Below are 19,335 nucleotides of genomic sequence, written 5' to 3'. Positions count from 1 at the left end.
TGTTTGAAAGCTCATTTGCTTTGCTAGCGTTATCTATGATAACAATTGCTTACCACTAAGTGATAAGACTTTATTGTGATTAACTTCTTGCTTGTTTAGTTTTCAAGGTTCATGTTTTGTTTGCGTCGCATCTTGACGACTTATTTAGTATATCACCATAACTTTAAGTTGTCAACAACTTTTTAAAAGTTATTTTTCAATACTTTTCAGCGCTAATTTGTCAGCTAATATATTATATCATCATAACTTTCATTATGTCAACATTTATTTTAACTTGTTTTTTCAACGCCGTTGTTGTTTTTCTCAACTTTTATATTATATCCTTATACTAATTATAATGCAATACCTTTTTTAAAAAAAGTACATATCTATTTCTAGACATGTACTCTATGAATATATACGTTCTTCTTCTTACTTAAATCTATTAACTCTCCATTGTGTTCAATCTTTACGATTGGTCTCGTAATGATATTCGTATTCGTATAAACGATGGTTCCAATAAGCGAATTCGATAACTCTACTATAGTACCTAATGGAAGATCTGCCACACTTGATAACAACGCTTGGATAACATCTATTCTATATTTACCAAAACCCGCTTCTCTAATAATTTCAACAGCTTTAAAAACAGATTCCTTTTCTTTGTATAATCGTTCACTTGTCATCGCATGGAAAACATCAGCCACTGCAATGATATGAGCGATTTGTGAAATAGCATCGCCTTTAACACCACTTGGATAACCAGAACCATCTAATTTTTCATGATGTTGAACAATTCCTAGTTTCATCTCTGACTTTAATAATTGAATATCTTTAACCATCTTAAGACTATGCGTTGGATGACTTAAGATTTCCTTGTATTCAAATTCCGTAAGCTTACTTGGTTTCATTCTAATTCGCTTACTGATTTTAGCCATCCCACAATCCGCTAGTAATGCTGCAGTCGCAATTTGTAACACATCACCGTGATTATAATTCATCTTATTCGCAATTACCGCAGCTACAAGTGCTACCGAAACAGGATGATGATATGTGTAATCTTTAGAGTCCGCTAAATCATTTAACGTAAAGATCTTTGTACGATCATTTAGCATATCTTCTATTAAAGGAATAATTATATCGCGCGCTTTGACTATTTCTACTTTTGAACCAGCTTCCCATTTTTGAAATTCCACTTTGAATTTCAAAACAGCTTCTTTTAGCTTACGTTCAAATGATATAGTTTCCAACGTCTTGTTATCTATTGGTTTGGTCGCTGTCTTTTCTAAGTTTGATTCTAGTGACTCTTTGATTACTGGAATTTTCATTATATTAAAAGCTCTAAAAACCATTAACATTTCTCGACTTACAGGAGTCTTCTTATAAGCAATAGGGAAATGTGTATTCGCCATAATGTCTTCCGCAATAACACTACCTAATCTTAATTCTTCCAAATTTAAAGTAATCGATTCCATTTCGCACCTCCAACAAATTCAAAAGTCCTTATAATTTACTTTTTAAGACATTTTGATAGGTTCTTTCTATTAATATACACTTAATTTTTCATACTTCCAATAAAAATAGTGAAATTTGAACTAGATGATGAAATTCCACAATAGTATTTATAAGAAAATAAAGCTATTTTTGAAAACAAAAAAAGAGTATGGATCTAAATAGTAGATCCATACTCTATATCGATTTATTTATTCATCAGTTGAGTCTAAATTTTCTTCTGGAGTTTCTACTATAGAATCATCATTAAGATTCTCTTCAGTTTCTTCTCCTTCTAATTCATCTAGATCTTCTGCTTTTTCAACTTTCGCAACAGTAGCTACTAGTTCTTCAGCTGCCAATCGTATTAAACGTACACCTTGCGTACTACGACCAGTTTGAGAAATATCTTCGATGCCCATACGAATCAACATACCGTTAATTGTAATCAGCATAATATCTTCTTCTCCCGTTACAGCTTTCACCGCAACAACAGGACCATTCTTATCCGTAATTTGACAAGTTTTAATACCTACACCGCCACGCGCTTGTAAACGATACTCACTTTCATTCGTACGTTTACCATATCCATTCTCCGTTACAACTAATACTTCTTGATTTTCTTCTAGAATTTCCATTCCAACAACATAATCGCCGTCACGAAGTCTAATTCCTCGAACACCTGAAGCATTTCTTCCCATTGAACGAATATCATCTTCTTTGAATCGAACCATCATACCTAAATGTGTTCCGATAATAATCTCTTTTGTACCGTCTGTTAAACGTACAGAGATTAACTCGTCATCTTCTTTAAGTGAAATTGCGATTAATCCATTCGTTCTGATATTAGCGAAGTTAGATAATGAAGTACGCTTCGTAATTCCTGTTTTCGTTGTAAAGATGAAATAAGCATCTTCTTCATATGAAGGAACACGAATCATCGCTGTTACTTTCTCATCCTTATCAATATTCAATAAGTTGACCATTGGTAAACCTTTAGCTGTACGGCCATACTCTGGGATTTCATAACCTTTCGCTTTAAAAGTTTTACCTTTTGAAGTGAAGAATAAAATCGTATCGTGAGTAGACGTATACATTAAATGTTCTACGAAGTCGTCTTCATTCGTCCCCATACCTTGAACTCCACGTCCACCGCGACGCTGACTACGGTAAGTATTGGCAGGAAGTCGCTTAATGTAACCATTATGAGTCAATGTAAGGACAGAATTTTCGCGTGGAATTAAATCTTCGTCTTCGATCATGTTTGCGCCCCCAGCAATAATCTCTGTGCGACGTGCATCATTGAAGCGTTCTTTTATTTCCATCATTTCTTCGTGAATAATTGCGATAATTTTACCTTCATCTGCAAGAATACCTTTTAGTTCTGCAATAAGAGCAACTAAATTATTGTATTCTTCTTCGATTTTGTCGCGTTCTAAACCAGTTAATCGTTGTAGACGCATATCTAAAATCGCTTGAGCTTGGCGATCACTTAAATTGAATTGTTCACTTAAACCACGTTTTGCTTCATCGCCTGTTTGAGAGCTACGAATTAATTTAATAATTTCATCGATATGATCTAAAGCAATACGCAAACCTTCTAAGATATGTGCGCGATCTTCCGCTTTTCTCAATTCAAATTCCGTTCTTCTACGGATGACCACTTTCTGATGTTCTAAGTAGTGGAATAAAGTTTCTTTCAAACTTAATGTTTGAGGTTGGCCATTTACTAACGCAAGCATATTGATCCCGAAACTAGATTGCATTGCTGTTTGTTTGTATAAATTATTTAATACAACATTGGCATTTGCATCTCGTCTTACATCAATTACAACTCGCATACCATTACGATCTGATTCATCGCGAATATTTGTAATACCATCGATTTTTTTATCGCGAACTAATTCCGCAATTTTTTCGATTAGACGCGCTTTATTTACTTGGTAAGGAAGTTCATTAACAATGATTACTTCTTTCCCACTTTGTTTTTGTTCAATTTCAACTTTAGAACGAACGACGATTGAGCCTCGGCCAGTTTCGTAAGCTTTACGAATACCACTTCTTCCAAGGATTGTACCGCCTGTTGGGAAGTCAGGCCCTGGAATAATCTCCATTAATTCTTCAGTTGTAATAGCAGGGTTCTCTGATAATGCTAAAACACCATCGATTACTTCACCTAATTGATGTGGTGGTATATTTGTAGCCATACCTACAGCAATACCAGAAGTACCATTCACTAATAAGTTTGGATATCTCGCTGGTAGTACTGCTGGTTCGCGTTCATTACCATCATAATTATCTTTATAATCAATTGTGTCTTTATTAATATCGCGTAGCATTTCCATCGCAATTTTAGACATACGTGATTCGGTATAACGCATTGCTGCGGCACCATCACCATCAATTGAACCAAAGTTACCATGTCCATCAACTAACATGTAACGATAACTGAAATCTTGCGCCATACGTACCATCGCTTCATAAATAGATGAGTCACCATGTGGGTGATACTTACCCATTACATCCCCAACGATACGTGCTGATTTTTTATACGGCTTATCAGAAGTACTTCCTAATTCCTGCATTCCATATAATATACGTCTTTGTACTGGTTTTAAACCATCACGTACATCTGGAAGTGCACGCGATACGATTACGCTCATCGCATAATCTAAAAAAGCTGTTTTTACTGTTTTTGTAATATTAACTCCCTTAACTCCGGAGTGTTTTTCTTCAGACAAAATGACGACCTCCCTTCAGTAATTCGTTCCTAAATATCTAAATCTGCATATACAGCATTTTCGTTAATGAAGTTACGTCTAGGTTCAACATCATCACCCATTAATTGTTCGAAAGCTTGATCTGCTTCAATAACATCATCAAGTTCAACTTGTAGAAGCACACGGAATTCTGGATCCATCGTTGTATCCCATAATTGTTCCGCGTTCATCTCACCTAAACCTTTATAGCGTTGTGTTAATGGTTTTGGCTGTTTTGGTAGACGTTCTAAAATTTCTTGTAACTCGGCATCACTATAGCAATACTCTAAATGCTTACCTTGCTTCACTTGGTAAAGAGGTGGTTGAGCAATGTAGACATAACCCGCTTCGATTAGTGGACGCATAAAACGGAAGAAGAATGTAAGTAGTAGTGTACGAATATGCGCACCATCTACATCGGCATCCGTCATAATAACAATTTTATGGTATCGAGCTTTTTCTAAATTAAACTCCGCGCCAATCCCAGTACCAATCGCAGTAATCATTGCACGAATTTCATCATTCGATAAAATACGATCTAAACGAGCTTTTTCAACGTTAAGAATTTTACCTTTTAACGGTAAAATCGCTTGGAAATGACGATCTCGTCCTGATTTAGCCGAACCACCTGCAGAGTCACCCTCTACGATATAAATTTCAGATTCTGCTGGATTACGTGATGAACAGTCTGCTAATTTACCCGGTAAACTTGATACCTCTAAAGCAGATTTACGTCGTGTCATTTCACGCGCTTTTTTAGCAGCTACACGGGCACGAGAAGCGATTAAACCTTTATCGATAATCGTACGAGCAACTGTTGGATTTTCTAAAAGGAAACGATCAAAACGATCTGAGAATAAAGAGTTCGTAATTGTACTTACTTCAGAGTTCCCTAGTTTTGTTTTCGTTTGTCCTTCGAATTGTGGATCTGGGTGCTTGATTGATACGATTGCAACTAAGCCTTCACGCACATCATCACCAGTAAGATTTGTTTCATTCTCTTTAATAAGACCATTTTTACGACCGTAATCGTTAATAACACGCGTTAGAGCTGTTTTAAAACCAGACTCATGCGTACCACCCTCATAAGTATTGATGTTATTTGCGAAAGAGAAGATATTTGAAGCGAAACCATCGTTATATTGCATTGCGATTTCAATTGAAATTCCATCTTTTTCACCTTTTAAATCAATAGCAGGGTGTAACGGTTCTTTATTTTCATTTATATGTTCAACGTATGAAGTAATACCGCCTTCGTAATGGTATACATTCTCGCGATTTTCTTCGCCACGTTCATCAATAATAATCATAGTGATTCCACGATTTAAGTAAGCAAGTTCTCTAATACGATGCGCTAAAATATCGAACTCATATTCTGTTGTTTCTTTGAAAATCTCTGGATCTGCTTTGAAACGAACTGTCGTTCCATTATGATCTGTTTCGCCGATTACTGTTAAGTCTTGAGAAACCTTACCACGAGCGAATTTAATTTCATGGATTTTTTCGTCACGATGTACTTGTACAATTGTTTCAACAGACAATGCGTTTACTACAGACGCACCTACACCATGTAATCCTCCAGAAACTTTATATCCACCACCGCCGAATTTACCACCAGCGTGTAATACAGTCATAATAACTTCGACTGCAGGTTTGCCTAATTTCTCTTGTGTATCAACTGGAATACCACGACCATTATCTTCAACACGAATCCAGTTATCTTTTTCAATCGCAACAGTTATTGTGTCACAATATCCTGCTAAAGCTTCATCGATACTATTATCAACGATTTCCCATACTAGATGGTGAAGACCTTTTGAACTTGTTGAACCAATATACATCCCCGGTCGTTTTCGTACCGCTTCTAATCCCTCTAGAACTTGTATCTGTTCCGCATCATAAGAAGCATTGTTTTTTTCCTCTAACGCCATTATTGCTCCACCTACTCTTTCGTAACATCAGCATGTTTTTTGATTTGATAAGGTTCTGCAAATACTGTTATTCAGAATCTACAGAACCTTGTTTCACGTGAAACATTTTTGCTTCACGAATTGTATTATGGTCAATTCCATCCACGCTCGTTGTTGTAACGAATGTTTGGACATCACCATGTATTGTATTTAATAAGTGTGACTGGCGGTAATCATCTAATTCTGATAGAACATCGTCTAATAAAAGAATTGGTGATTCGCCTACTTCTTGTTTGATCAATTCGATTTCTGCGAGTTTTAAAGACAGCGCTGTTGTTCTTTGCTGCCCTTGTGAACCGTAAATCTGAACATCATAGTCATTTACAATGAATTGCAAATCATCTCGATGAGGTCCGATTAAAGTCACACCACGCTCGAATTCTTTATTACGCTGTTCTTTTAGTTTGCTTAATAAAAAATCTTCCATTTGTGCAGTATCCCAAGTAGATTCAAAACCACTAATTGATTTGTATTGGATTTTCAAATGCTCTTGTTGTCTAGAAATCCCAAAATGAATTGGTGCTGCCCACTCTTGGAGTAATTTCATAAAATCAAATCGTTTACGAATTACCTTTACTGCGGCACTCACATATTGCTCCGTATATATATCAAAACTTAAATCTTCGAAATCTCGCTTACCTTGATTTCGTTTTAAAATGTGGTTTCTTTGTTTTAAGATTTTTTGAAATGCAGATAAATCATGCAAATATACTGGAGATATTTGACCAATCTCCATATCCAAAAAACGTCTTCTTAATTGTGGACTACCTTTAACAACATTCAGATCTTCCGGAGCGAACATAACAACATTCATTTGCCCTATGTAATCACTCAATCTACTTTGATCTAAGTGATTTACCTTAGCTTTCTTACCTTTTTTTGAAATAGTAAGTTCTAAAGGTAACTTTCCGTATTTTTTTTGAATGTCCCCATCTATTTTACCATATTCGGCACTCCACCGTATTAATTCTTTATCATTTGAGGTTCGGTGAGACTTAGCCATAGCAAGGACATAAATTGCCTCCATGACATTTGTTTTACCTTGTGCATTTTCTCCAATGAAAATATTAATATTGGGCGAAAAATTTAGTTCAACAGATTCATAGTTGCGATAACCAGCTAATTTCAAACGATCAATGTACATATATTTTATTCCTCAATAAATGGATCTTTTAAAATAAAACGGCCTACTTCAGGTACATCGATAATATCTGAGTGGCGTAGTTTACGACCACGACGATTTTCGACTTCATCGTTTACTAAAATTTCATTTTCTGCAAGATACCATTTTGCTTGGCCACCAGAGCTGATTACATCAGTCATTTTTAAAAATTGGCCTAGTGTTACATATTCTGTTTCAATTACGATTTCATTCACATTTGTTCATCCTTTTCATAACGATTCTATTATCTTCTTATTATACCGAATTTCAGTCAATAAGTAAAAACTGAGTAGTGGGGCAATAAAAAAACCTTAATTAGCACCAGGTACTAATTAAGGTTGGGAAATAATTTTCGTATTAGTTATTCTAAAATAATTCTAGTAAGTTCTAACTGGTAAAATCAGTTGCAGTATAGATTCATCGTGAATTGAGCGAATGATGAATGGACGCATTGCTCCAGTGAATTGGATGATTACGTCTTGGCCATCAATTGATTTTAACGCATCCATCATATATTTCGCACTGAATGAAATACGTAAATCTTCACCTGTTAATTCTTGTACTTGAATTTCTTCTTCAACTTTACCGATTTCAGGTGAATTAGAAGAAATTTCGATTGAATCATTTTCTAATGTAGAGAAACGTACAACATTATTTCTTTCTTCACGAGCTAAAAGTGATGCACGATCGATTGCTTGAAGTAATTCTTTACCGTTAATTTTTACATTTGTTTGATATTCATCTGGAATTAAACGATTTGTATCAGGATAGTTGCCTTCTAGTAAACGAGAGAAGAATAAAACATCTTCCGTTTTGAATAGAACTTGTTGGTTTGTCATATAAATATTTACTGGAGTAGTTGAATCCGTTAAAACTTTACTTAATTCTGTAAGACTTTTACCCGGAATTACGACGCTTTCAACATTTGTTGGTAAATTTTCTAATGAAACGATACGACGAGCAAGTCTATGACTATCTGTTGCGACACAAACTAAGCCATCTTCTGTAATTTTCCAGTTAACACCTGTTAGTACAGGGCGAGATTCACTTGTTGAAACGGCAAATACAGTTTCGCGAATAATTGATTTTAATAAATCTCCTGGAATTGTGATTTGAGTTTCTTCACTTACTTCAGGAAGCATAGGATATTCTGCTGGTTCTAAGCCAATTAAGTGGAAATCAGATTTACCTGATTGAATACGTGTTTGATATTGTTCTGAAACTTCGATTTCAACTTCATTTGTAGGTAATTTACGAACAATTTCGTTGAACATACGTGCTTGTAGAACAATTGAACCTGATGATTCAACTTGAATTAGTTGATCGCCATCTTTTTCAGTAGGGACAAATGTTTGGATTGTAATATCTGCATCACTACCTGTAATACGAATACCATCTTCTGAAGCATCAATTTTGATACCAGTTAAAATTGGGATTGTTGTTTTTGAACTGACTGCTTTCATAACGTCGTTAAGTGCTGCTAATAAATGATCTCTTTGGATTGTAAATTTCATAATGAAATACCTCTCTTTATATATATATTATTGATTAATTATTAATAGAAATAGTAATAGGGCCTGTGGATTTGTGGATAAGTGACTCAATCCTAATAAAATCAGTCTATCTGTATGTAGATAGACTGTGTATAAGTATGTGATTAAAATAATGAGTTACCCACAGCTTAGTTGCCTAATTTATTTTTGATTTGTTTCACATCATCTTGCAATGTTGGATCAGTTTTCATTAATTTTGAAATTTTTTCGTGGGCGTGAATAACTGTAGTGTGATCTCGGCCACCAAATTCTTCACCAATTTTAGGAAGGGACGAATCTGTCATCTCTCTAGATAGGTACATAGCGACCTGTCTTGGGAAAGCGATGGATTTCGTTCTTTTTTTAGCACTAAAATCTTCTAATTTAATTGAATAATGATCACCAACTACTTTTTGGATGTCTAAAATCGAAATCACTTTTGGAGTAGATGATGGAATGATGCTTTTTAGTGCTTCTGCTGCTAAATCAGGTGTTAAAGGTTGATTTAATAGGTTTGAATACGCTACTACACGAATCAAAGCGCCTTCTAATTCTCGAATATTCGAGTCAATTTGGCTAGCGATGTAGCCCATTACTTCATTTGGAATATCTAAACCATCTGCATCGGCCTTTTTACGTAAAATCGCGATACGCGTTTCTAAGTCTGGTGGACCAATATCAATAATTAATCCCCACTCAAAGCGTGAGCGAAGGCGATCTTCTAAAGTAGGAATCTCTTTAGGAGGGCGATCACTTGAGATGATAATTTGTTTAGATTCCTCATGTAATGTATTAAAAGTATGGAAAAACTCTTCTTGAGTCGATTCTTTCCCTGCTAAAAATTGAATATCATCTATTAATAGAACATCTACTTTACGATATTTGTTACGGAAAGCCTCCGTATTGTTATCTCGAATAGAGTTAATGAATTCATTCGTAAATTTTTCAGAAGAAAGATAGACAACTTTTGCATCTGGGTCATGATCTAAAACATAATGGCCAATCGCATGCATTAAATGTGTCTTTCCAAGACCAACGCCACCATGTAGAAATAGCGGATTGTAGGCTTTCGCAGGTGCTTCAGCTACAGCTAATGAAGCAGCGTGAGCAAAGCGATTTCCTGTTCCGATTACAAAAGTATCAAATGTATTTTTTAAATTTAGCATCCCAGGGGAGTGCTCATTATTCTCTTTTGTAACGTTTGTTTTTGGTGTAGGCATTTTAAAGTCATCGTCCGATAGTTGAATAAAATCAATATGTAAGATGGATCCTGTAATTTTCTTAATCACATCTTGAATCATGGATACATAATTTTGAGCTAACCAGTCTCTCGTAAATGAATTCGGTACAGAAACAGTTAATTGATCATTTTCATATGCAATTAATTCAGTTGATTTTAGCCAAGTGTCAAAGCTCGGTTTTGACAGGATTTTTTGTACATCGTTTAAAACTTGTTCCCAAAAATGTTTCAGTTCTTCTTGATTCAAATCTGCCTCTCCTTCCTGTTAATTTTAAATATTTTTTAAGTGAATAAAAGCGCAATGTTAAATATACAACAAAATGGAATTGTACACAATAGCAACAACCTGTGGATAAGTCTTATTAAGAGGGCTGTTACAAAGTTATCCACACGGTAGTTTTATTTGTGTATAACTAAAAAGGGGAATGAGGTTGTATACAAAATGAATAACAGAATTGTAGTTCGTATATAGTTGGTGTATCAAGGGTTCTTTAAACTTATCCACAAGCTTGATAAAACAGTCGAATAAAGTTATCCACACCCTATTAATTTGTGAAAAAGGTGTAGATAATGCCTGTGGATAATTTAAAATGAGAAAAATTTAATCACAGCGTGTTTCACAGAGTATGACAAATACTGTGGATAAAATGAGGAGTCGAAAATGACGTGGATTTTTACCCCGATCGAATATGTTTTTTGAATAGATTCTTTCACTTCCCATTGACAAACTATTTGAATAAACGCTATAATGTGCAAGACTGTCTGTAGTATTTATTAAATAGACTTTAGTCTTTTATTCAGGAGGTGTCTTAACAATGAAACGCACATACCAACCGAAAAAACGTAAACATAGTAAAGTGCATGGTTTCCGTGCTCGTATGAGTTCTAAAAACGGCCGTCGTATCTTAGCTGCTCGTCGTCGTAGAGGAAGAAAAGTATTATCAGCATAAGCAAGTCCACTGACCAAAATCAGTGGTCTTTTTCTTTGGAGGGTCACTTAGATCTCTAACAACTAGAGGTGTGGGTGACTCTCTACTTATTTTATAAAGAAATTTCCGAGTAGGTGAACGATGAAGAAAAGTCGTAGAGTAAAATCAGAATTTGATTTTCAAAAAGTATTTAAAAGAGGTAAGTCATTTGCCAATCGACAATTTATTGTTTATGGCTTATTAAAGGAAGAACAAGAACAATTCCGCATTGGATTGTCTGTAAGTAAGAAGTTAGGGAACGCTGTCGTGCGTAACCAAATTAAACGTTATATCCGTCAAAGTTTTCACGAACTTGATTCTGAATTAAAGCAGAATATGGATTACGTCATTATCGCCAGAAAACCGGCGGCCACAATGAATTTTGAAGATACGAAGAAAAGTTTAGAACATGTTATGAAAATCGCTAAATTTTTCAATAGAACTAATAGAAATAAACAGAATAATCATGTTAAAATAGAGAGAAAATAACGACATCGCAGGAGCCATCACCTGATCTGCTTCTAGCACTACTTTACGTCCTGCGAATACAGGAGGGGCCTTATTGAAAGAATCGATCCAAGTAGCAAAAACAGTTGAAGAAGCTGTTGCAAGTGCATTGAACAAACTTGATTTGACCCAAGAGCAAGTAGAAATTGAAGTATTACAAGAGCCTAAAAAAGGTTTTTTAGGCATTGGTGCTCGTGATGCTCATGTAAGAGTTGTTGAAAAAGACTCGGTAAGTAATGTTACAGCTGTTGAAAAAACAGAGGTAATCGAAGTGGAGGAGAAAGTAGAAGTTGTTCAAGAGACAGTCACTATTGAACAGCCTACTAAAAAACACGATGACTCGATCGCTATAAATGCTGCTGAACAATATATTCATGATATTGTTCAACAGATGGGTATAGATGATTTACGAATCGAAACTTCACAAAAACAAAAACAAATTCAGTTCCAATTATTTAGTAAGAAAGCAGCTATTTTAATTGGAAAAAGAGGTCAAACTTTAAATTCGTTGCAACAATTAGCTCAACTAATCATTCAAAAGCACTCAACACGTTTTTTAATGTTAGAAGTTGATGTTGAACATTACCGTCAAAAGCGAAAAGAATCTTTAATAGAACTGGCCAACCGATTAGCAGATCAAGTTGCGACATCCGGACAACGAGTTGAATTAGAGCCGATGCTTTCAGCTGAAAGAAAAGTTATTCATCATGCGTTGTCGCAACGTTTAGATGTGGATACAGTTTCAGAAGGTAGTGCAAATAAGCGATATTTAGTAATTGAACCAGTTCGATAAGGTAAGAGGATTGTGAAAGAGTCCATCTCCCATTTAGGGAGAGTGGACTCTTTATTTTTTGAGCAAGATTATTTAGTGAAAAAAGAATTTATGTTAATATGTATCACTAGTGTGCAACGGAAAAAATAGCTTTTTAGGAGGATAAAAAATGTTTGAATTTGATACGATTGCTGCAATATCTACGCCACCAGGAGAAGGCGCTATTGCGATTGTTCGATTAAGTGGGGAAGAAGCGATTTCTATTGCGAATCGTGTCTTTCATTCGCCAGGCGAGAAAAATTTATTAGAAGTTCCATCACATACAATTCATTATGGTCACTTACAAGAAGTTGAAAGTGGAGAAGTAGTGGAAGAAGTCATGTTGTCAGTGATGAAAGGTCCTAAAACATTTACTCGTGAAGACGTTGTAGAAATTAACTGTCACGGTGGTATTGTCACAGTTAGCCGAGTTCTACAATTGATTTTAAGAAATGGCGCTCGTATGGCGGAACCAGGCGAATTTACGAAACGTGCCTTTTTAAATGGCCGTATAGATCTTTCGCAAGCGGAAGCAGTTATGGATTTAATCCGTGCAAAAACAGATCGTGCTATGAATGTAGCTTTAAGCCAAATGGATGGTAAATTATCACGTCTAATCGGTGATTTACGCCAAGCGCTTGTGGAAGTTTTAGCACAAGTGGAAGTAAATATCGATTATCCCGAATACGACGATGTAGAAGAAATGACGATTCCATTAATGCTTGAGAAATCCAATTGGGTGAAATCAGAAATTGAGAAATTACTTCAAACTTCATCACAAGGGAAAATCTTACGTGAAGGGTTATCAACAGTTATTTTAGGTCGTCCTAACGTAGGGAAGTCATCATTATTAAATAGCCTTGTTCAAGAAAATAAAGCAATTGTAACGGATGTTGCCGGAACGACTCGCGATATTATTGAAGAATATGTCAATGTACGGGGTGTACCGCTTCGTTTAGTCGATACAGCTGGTATTCGTGAGACGGAAGATATTGTAGAACGAATTGGTGTGGAAAGATCTCGCCAAGTTTTAAAAGAAGCAGATCTTATTTTATTCGTCGTGAACTTCAACCAAGCACTGACGGAAGAAGATTTACGTCTTTTCGAAACCGTTAAAGAGATGAACTACATTGTTGTAGTGAACAAAACAGATTTAGATCAACAAATTGATTTGAATGAAGTACATCAATTGGCGAAAGGGCATCGTGTTATTACGACTTCTATTTTACAAGAAGAAGGAATAGATGCTTTAGAAGACGCGATTGCTGCAATGTTCTTCGAAGGAACAATTGATGCTGGAGATGCAACGTATGTATCAAATACACGTCATATCGCTTTATTACATCAAGCACTAGAGCGCATTTCAGACGCAATCAATGCTGCGGAAGCGGATGTACCAGTCGATATGATTCAAATAGATGTAACGAGAACATGGGAAATTCTTGGGGAAATCGTTGGAGATACGATGCAAGATAGCCTGTTGAATCAACTGTTCTCACAATTCTGCCTAGGGAAATAACAATTTTATTAAGAGAAGGGAAGTACGAACATGCCAACAACATTTGAAGCAGGCACGTTTGATGTCATTGTAATTGGAGCAGGTCATGCAGGGGTAGAGGCTGCATACGCTTCAGCACGCATGGGCGCAAAAACATTAGTATTAACAATAAATTTAGATATGATCGCATTTATGCCTTGTAATCCATCAGTAGGTGGACCGGCAAAAGGAATCGTTGTACGTGAAATCGATGCAATGGGCGGAGCGATGGGTAAAATCATCGACAAAACACATATCCAAATGCGTATGTTGAACACAGGTAAAGGGCCGGCAGTACGTGCTTTACGTGCGCAAGCCGATAAGGTTCTTTATCAACAAGCGATGAAACAACTTTTAGAAGATCAAGATAATTTAACAATCCACCAAGCGATGGTTGATGAATTAATTATTGAAGATGGTGAAGTGAAAGGTTTAATTACGCAAGTTGGCGCATTATACCGTGCTGAAACTGTCATTGTGACAACAGGTACATTTTTACGTGGAGAAATCATCATTGGTGATTTGAAATATTCTTCAGGTCCAAATAACCAACAACCGTCTATTAAATTAGCGGATAATATGCGTGATTTAGGCTTTGAGATGGTACGTTTTAAAACAGGTACGCCACCACGTGTAAATAGTAAAACAATTGATTATTCAAAAACAGAAATCCAACCAGGTGATGAAGAAGTACGTGCATTCAGTTATGAAACAACTGAATTTATTACGGATCAAATCCCATGCTGGTTAACATATACAAGTCCTGAAACACATCAAATTATTAATGATAACTTAGATTCTTCACCAATGTTCACAGGCGTAATTACAGGCGCAGGTCCACGTTACTGCCCATCAATTGAGACGAAAATTGTGCGCTTTAATGACAAACCTCGTCACCAATTATTCTTGGAGCCAGAAGGTCGTAATACGCAAGAAGTTTATGTTCAAGGGTTATCAACAAGTCTGCCAGAACATATCCAACGCAAAATGCTTGAAACAATCCCAGGTTTAGAAAAAGCTGAGATGATGCGCGCGGGTTACGCAATTGAGTATGATGCGGTTGTGCCTACTCAACTATGGCCAACATTAGAAACAAAACGTATTAAAAACTTATACACAGCTGGTCAAATCAATGGTACATCTGGTTACGAAGAAGCGGCTGGTCAAGGTATGATGGCTGGTATTAATGCTGCTGCTAGAGTTTTAGGTAAAGAAGAAGTGATTTTAGGACGTTCAGATGCATATATCGGCGTACTGATCGATGACTTAGTAACTAAAGGAACGAATGAACCTTACCGTCTACTAACTTCTCGTGCAGAATATCGCTTACTATTGCGTCACGATAATGCGGATATGCGTTTAACTGAAAAAGCTTATAATATGGGCTTAGTAACCGAAGAACGTTATAACGGCTTTGTTGAAAAACGCCAACTTGTGAATGAGGAAATTACTCGTTTAGCTGAATTCAGTATTAAACCACGTCTTGTAAACGATGCACTTGCTGAAATTGGCAGTAGTGCATTGAAAGATGGTATTCACGGTACGGATCTATTAAAACGTCCTGAAGTGAACTATGAATTCGTTGCGAAAGTAACAGATGCTACTGAGCTTTCTGCGGATGTGAAAGAGCAAGTTGAAATTCAAGTGAAGTACGAAGGTTATATTGAAAAAGCCCTTCAACAAGTTGAAAAACTTAAGAAAATGGAAGGCAAAAAAATTCCTGATCTTATCGATTACGATGCCATTTCAGGAATTGCTACTGAAGCAAGAGAAAAATTGAAAGAAGTGCGTCCGCTATCTGTAGCACAAGCTTCACGTATCTCAGGTGTAAACCCAGCAGATATTTCAATTTTATTAGTTTATATTGAACAAGGTAAAATCGCGAAAATCTCGCAATAATAATGCATAATTCGGAAGGGGAAAATCATGAACGAAGAACAGTTTGTACAAGCATTAAAAGAACAAGGTATTGAGCTAAATGAACAACAAATTCAACAATTCCGCAGCTACTTTGAAATTTTAGTAGAGTGGAATGAAAAAATGAATCTTACAGCAATTACGGATGAACCATCAGTTTATTTGAAACACTTCTATGATTCAATCAGCGCGAGCTTCCACTTTGATTTTACAAAAGTGAAGTCAGTGTGTGATGTAGGCGCAGGAGCAGGTTTCCCAAGTTTACCAATCAAAATTTGTTTCCCACATCTTCATGTAACAATTGTGGATTCTTTAAATAAACGAATTCAATTTTTAAATCACTTGAGCGAACAACTAGGTTTAGAAAATGTGAATTTCGTTCATGCACGTGCTGAAGAATTTGGTCAAAATGCCCAATATCGTGAAAAATTTGATCTTGTAACTGCAAGAGCTGTTGCACGTTTATCTGTACTTTCAGAATTATGTATCCCTCTTGTAAAAGAAGGCGGCCAATTCTTAGCGCTTAAAGCTGCAAGTGGAGAAGATGAAATGAAGGATGCTAAAAAAGCCATTGCTGTTTTAGGTGGTAAATTAGTTCATCATGTAGCATTTGAATTGCCTGTCGAAAATAGTGAACGTACGATTTACGTATTTGATAAAGTAAAAACTACACCTAAAAAGTACCCAAGAAAACCAGGTACGCCAAATAAAACACCTATAAAATAACAAGTGTTTCATGTGAAACAATTTGTCGACTTACTTTTTTTGTAGAAAGAAACTATAATAGAGATATTGAGTAAGATGAAACAGACATAAAATTGACTTACCTCGTGGAAGAACATTGAGGATATACTTGAAGTAATTGTTAAAGGTGGTGCTAATTTTGAAAAGTGCTTTATCAAGAATTTTTGGCGGCAATGATAAAATTGAAGCAAAAGATCCTTCAGAAAATGTCGTAAATTTACCGATTGGGAAAATTCATCCGAACCGTTTCCAACCGCGTACTATTTTCGATCAAGAAAAAATTGAAGAACTTGCGAGAACGATTCACACACATGGCATTATTCAACCAATCGTAGTTCGTTCAACTGATGATGGCGAGTATGAAATTATCGCTGGAGAACGTAGATATAGAGCAATGAAGTCTTTATTGTGGGTAGAAGTTCCGGCTATTATTCGAGAAATGTCTGATAAGGAAACAGCTTCAGTTGCATTGATAGAAAACCTTCAAAGAGAAGAATTGACAGCGATTGAAGAAGCCCAGGCTTTTCAACAGTTATTAGAATTACATGAATTAACGCAAGAAGCATTAGCGCAAAGACTAGGGAAGGGCCAATCTACAGTTGCGAATAAACTGAGATTACTACGCCTACCTGAACCTGTGAAAACAGCGATTTTAAATCGTGTTATCTCAGAACGTCATGCGAGAGCGCTTGTGCCGTTAAAAAATGAAGAATTGCAACTTCAACTATTAGAAGAAATTCAGGAACAAGATTATAATGTTCGTCAGTTGGAGCAGCGCATTTCGGAAATTCTAGAACCGGTTGAAAAAACAAAGAAACCACGTATAAAAAGAAAATCAGTAAGCAAGGATATCCGAATTGCCTTAAATACAATTCGAGAATCATTAACACTTGTGAATAAGTCTGGTATCGACGTTAGTACGGAAGAAGAGGATTGTGAAGATTACTATCAAATCACAGTCAAAATTCCGAAAAATAAGAAGTAAAATGAAGAATCGTGCGAAATCACGGTTCTTTTTTTGTATAATAATCTTAATATGCGAAAGCTTTTGAAAAATTTGGTAGAATAATAGAAACTAAAAATTTTGAAGGCGGTGTAATAGTTGACGAAGATCATAGCGATAGCAAATCAAAAAGGTGGCGTTGGTAAAACGACAACATCCGTAAATTTAAGTGCAGGTTTAGCGACAATTGGCAAGAAAGTTTTATTAATTGATACAGATCCACAAGGAAATGCGACGAGTGGTGTTGGCGTAAACAAGAGTGAAATTGAGCAGTCTATTTATGATGTATTAATTGATGAACTTCCACTAGAGGAGATTATACATAAAACAGGAATCGAACATTTATGTATTGCCCCAACAACAATTGCTTTAGCGGGAGCGGAAATAGAGTTGGTTTCAACCATTTCTAGAGAAGCTCGGTTGAAAAATGCTATTAAAAAAGTACAAAATGATTTTGATTATATTATTATTGATTGTCCACCTTCTTTAGGGTTATTAACATTGAATGCACTAACAGCAGCGGATGCGGTAATTATCCCGGTTCAGTGCGAATTTTATGCTCTAGAAGGATTGAGTCAACTATTATCAACAATATCTTTAGTCCAAAAACATCTGAATGAAGATTTATTAATCGACGGAGTGTTGTTGACGATGTTTGATGTGCGAACGAATTTGAGCACTCAAGTTGCTGAAGAAGTGAAGAAATTTTTTGAAGAACAAGTATATGAAACGATTATCCCTCGAAGTGTTAGGTTAAGTGAAGCACCGAGCCATGGTGAATCGATTCTCCAATATGATCCGAAATCGAAGGGTGCAGAAGTGTACTTACAATTTGCAAAGGAAGTGGCTCAACATGGCTAAAGGGTTAGGTAAGGGTTTAGATGCGATTTTTAAAGGTCAGGAAATGGTGAACGGTAATCAAGTAGAGAAGATTAAAGTCCGTTCAATTAAACCGAATCCATTCCAACCACGTAAGGAATTTAGTGATGAAGCATTGGAAGAATTAGCGACTTCTATTAAAGAACATGGTGTTTTACAACCAATTATTGTTCGAAAAAAAGGTGTCAGCTATGAAATAGTAGTAGGTGAACGTCGTTTTAGAGCTTCTAAACTAGCATTGCAAAATGAAATTCCAGCTGTTGTGCGAGATTTAACAGATCAACAGATGATGGAATATGCCCTTTTAGAAAATTTACAGCGTGAAGATTTAAATGCGATTGAAGAAGCAGAAGCGTATCAAAATTTAATGGAGCATCTATCGCTGACGCAAGAACAATTGGCACAACGATTAGGAAAAAGTAGACCATATATCGCAAACCATATTCGATTACTTTCTTTACCGAAGGAAATCCAAGCGTATGTAGTAGAAGGTCAACTTTCAACAGGTCATGCCAGAGCGTTACTAGCGTTGAAAAACAAAAAAGTGATGCAACAAGTGGCAGAGAAGATTATCGCTGAAGGGTTGAATGTTCGTCAGCTTGAAGCGCTTGTTCAACAGATGATGCAGTCAGAGGGTTCAAAAGAAACGAAGAAAGAACTGAAAAAAGACTTGTTCATTGAAGAATATGAAGGCCATTTACGCGACTACTTTGGTACGAGTGTCCAAATTAAAAAAGGGAAGCATAAAGGGAAAATTGAAATTGAATTTTTCTCTGATGATGATTTAGAACGTATTTTAGAAATGCTAAAATAAATGGATGTAATGAAGTTCAATG

16 protein-coding genes are annotated in these 19,335 nt (G+C 35.9%); 9 read left to right on the top strand and 7 right to left on the bottom strand.

The features are described from left to right. Positions 1-374 precede the first annotated feature (374 nt). From DF281_RS11860 to dnaA, 7 genes are all read right to left on the bottom strand, one after another. Positions 375-1,454, bottom strand: a complete 1,080-nt coding sequence (locus tag DF281_RS11860) for an HD-GYP domain-containing protein (RefSeq protein ID WP_109350476.1) — start codon at positions 1,452-1,454, stop codon at positions 375-377. 228 nt (positions 1,455-1,682) lie between these two features. Next, positions 1,683-4,211 (bottom strand): DNA gyrase subunit A, encoded by a 2,529-nt coding sequence (gene gyrA, locus DF281_RS11855; protein WP_109350475.1) that lies wholly within the window; start codon positions 4,209-4,211, stop codon positions 1,683-1,685. A gap of 29 nt (positions 4,212-4,240) precedes the next feature. Continuing rightward, entirely contained in the window at positions 4,241-6,160 is a 1,920-nt protein-coding gene (gene gyrB, locus DF281_RS11850) for a DNA topoisomerase (ATP-hydrolyzing) subunit B (RefSeq protein WP_109350474.1), read from the bottom strand. 67 nt (positions 6,161-6,227) lie between these two features. Next, positions 6,228-7,343, bottom strand: a complete 1,116-nt coding sequence (gene recF, locus DF281_RS11845) for a DNA replication/repair protein RecF (RefSeq protein WP_109350473.1) — start codon at positions 7,341-7,343, stop codon at positions 6,228-6,230. Positions 7,344-7,348: 5 nt separating this feature from the next. Further along, positions 7,349-7,576, bottom strand: a complete 228-nt coding sequence (gene yaaA, locus DF281_RS11840; RefSeq protein WP_109350472.1) for a S4 domain-containing protein YaaA — start codon at positions 7,574-7,576, stop codon at positions 7,349-7,351. Between the two features lie 162 nt (positions 7,577-7,738). Further along, entirely contained in the window at positions 7,739-8,875 is a 1,137-nt protein-coding gene (gene dnaN, locus DF281_RS11835; RefSeq protein ID WP_109350471.1) for a DNA polymerase III subunit beta, read from the bottom strand. Between the two features lie 167 nt (positions 8,876-9,042). After that, positions 9,043-10,380, bottom strand: a complete 1,338-nt coding sequence (gene dnaA / locus DF281_RS11830) for a chromosomal replication initiator protein DnaA (RefSeq protein ID WP_370447827.1) — start codon at positions 10,378-10,380, stop codon at positions 9,043-9,045. A gap of 568 nt (positions 10,381-10,948) precedes the next feature. Between dnaA and rpmH the strand changes: the two genes are divergently transcribed. From rpmH to DF281_RS11785, 9 genes are all read left to right on the top strand, one after another. Further along, the gene (gene rpmH, locus DF281_RS11825; protein WP_109350470.1) at positions 10,949-11,083 is read left to right on the top strand and encodes a 50S ribosomal protein L34; all 135 of its coding nucleotides are present in this window, start codon (positions 10,949-10,951) and stop codon (positions 11,081-11,083) included. Positions 11,084-11,203: 120 nt separating this feature from the next. Beyond that, on the top strand, positions 11,204-11,590 hold the full coding sequence (gene rnpA / locus DF281_RS11820; RefSeq protein WP_109350469.1) for a ribonuclease P protein component: 387 nt from the start codon (positions 11,204-11,206) through the stop codon (positions 11,588-11,590). A gap of 73 nt (positions 11,591-11,663) precedes the next feature. Further along, entirely contained in the window at positions 11,664-12,401 is a 738-nt protein-coding gene (gene jag / locus DF281_RS11815; RefSeq protein WP_109350468.1) for an RNA-binding cell elongation regulator Jag/EloR, read from the top strand. A gap of 148 nt (positions 12,402-12,549) precedes the next feature. Further along, a complete protein-coding gene (gene mnmE / locus DF281_RS11810) occupies positions 12,550-13,938 on the top strand; it encodes a tRNA uridine-5-carboxymethylaminomethyl(34) synthesis GTPase MnmE (RefSeq protein ID WP_109350467.1) in 1,389 nt (462 codons plus the stop codon). 30 nt (positions 13,939-13,968) lie between these two features. After that, positions 13,969-15,855 (top strand): tRNA uridine-5-carboxymethylaminomethyl(34) synthesis enzyme MnmG, encoded by a 1,887-nt coding sequence (gene mnmG / locus DF281_RS11805; protein WP_109350466.1) that lies wholly within the window; start codon positions 13,969-13,971, stop codon positions 15,853-15,855. Positions 15,856-15,882: 27 nt separating this feature from the next. Beyond that, positions 15,883-16,599, top strand: a complete 717-nt coding sequence (gene rsmG, locus DF281_RS11800) for a 16S rRNA (guanine(527)-N(7))-methyltransferase RsmG (RefSeq protein ID WP_109350465.1) — start codon at positions 15,883-15,885, stop codon at positions 16,597-16,599. A gap of 157 nt (positions 16,600-16,756) precedes the next feature. Further along, positions 16,757-17,602, top strand: coding sequence for a nucleoid occlusion protein (noc, locus tag DF281_RS11795; protein WP_109350464.1), 846 nt, complete (start codon positions 16,757-16,759; stop codon positions 17,600-17,602). Between the two features lie 117 nt (positions 17,603-17,719). Next, positions 17,720-18,481: a ParA family protein gene (locus DF281_RS11790; RefSeq protein ID WP_109350463.1), complete on the top strand. Its 762-nt coding sequence runs from the start codon at positions 17,720-17,722 to the stop codon at positions 18,479-18,481. After that, positions 18,474-19,313 (top strand): ParB/RepB/Spo0J family partition protein, encoded by an 840-nt coding sequence (locus DF281_RS11785; RefSeq protein ID WP_109350462.1) that lies wholly within the window; start codon positions 18,474-18,476, stop codon positions 19,311-19,313. Before DF281_RS11790 ends, DF281_RS11785 begins: the two co-directional genes overlap by 8 nt. Positions 19,314-19,335 lie beyond the last annotated feature (22 nt).

Origin of the sequence: Kurthia zopfii (assembly GCF_003143955.1) — a bacterium.
Taxonomy (GTDB): Bacteria; Bacillota; Bacilli; order Bacillales_A; family Planococcaceae; genus Kurthia; species Kurthia zopfii.
The sequence above is the reverse complement of the archived record's forward strand: the minus strand, read 5'-3'. Positions and strand labels throughout refer to the sequence as shown.

Coding starts and splice junctions, on each gene's coding strand:
- DF281_RS11860 (WP_109350476.1), bottom strand. CDS start 1,454: ATGGAATCGATTACTTTAAATTTGGAAGAATTAAGATTAGGTAGTGTT.
- gyrB (WP_109350474.1), bottom strand. CDS start 6,160: ATGGCGTTAGAGGAAAAAAACAATGCTTCTTATGATGCGGAACAGATA.
- recF (WP_109350473.1), bottom strand. CDS start 7,343: ATGTACATTGATCGTTTGAAATTAGCTGGTTATCGCAACTATGAATCT.
- dnaN (WP_109350471.1), bottom strand. CDS start 8,875: ATGAAATTTACAATCCAAAGAGATCATTTATTAGCAGCACTTAACGAC.
- rpmH (WP_109350470.1), top strand. CDS start 10,949: ATGAAACGCACATACCAACCGAAAAAACGTAAACATAGTAAAGTGCAT.
- rnpA (WP_109350469.1), top strand. CDS start 11,204: ATGAAGAAAAGTCGTAGAGTAAAATCAGAATTTGATTTTCAAAAAGTA.
- mnmE (WP_109350467.1), top strand. CDS start 12,550: ATGTTTGAATTTGATACGATTGCTGCAATATCTACGCCACCAGGAGAA.
- mnmG (WP_109350466.1), top strand. CDS start 13,969: ATGCCAACAACATTTGAAGCAGGCACGTTTGATGTCATTGTAATTGGA.
- rsmG (WP_109350465.1), top strand. CDS start 15,883: ATGAACGAAGAACAGTTTGTACAAGCATTAAAAGAACAAGGTATTGAG.
- DF281_RS11785 (WP_109350462.1), top strand. CDS start 18,474: ATGGCTAAAGGGTTAGGTAAGGGTTTAGATGCGATTTTTAAAGGTCAG.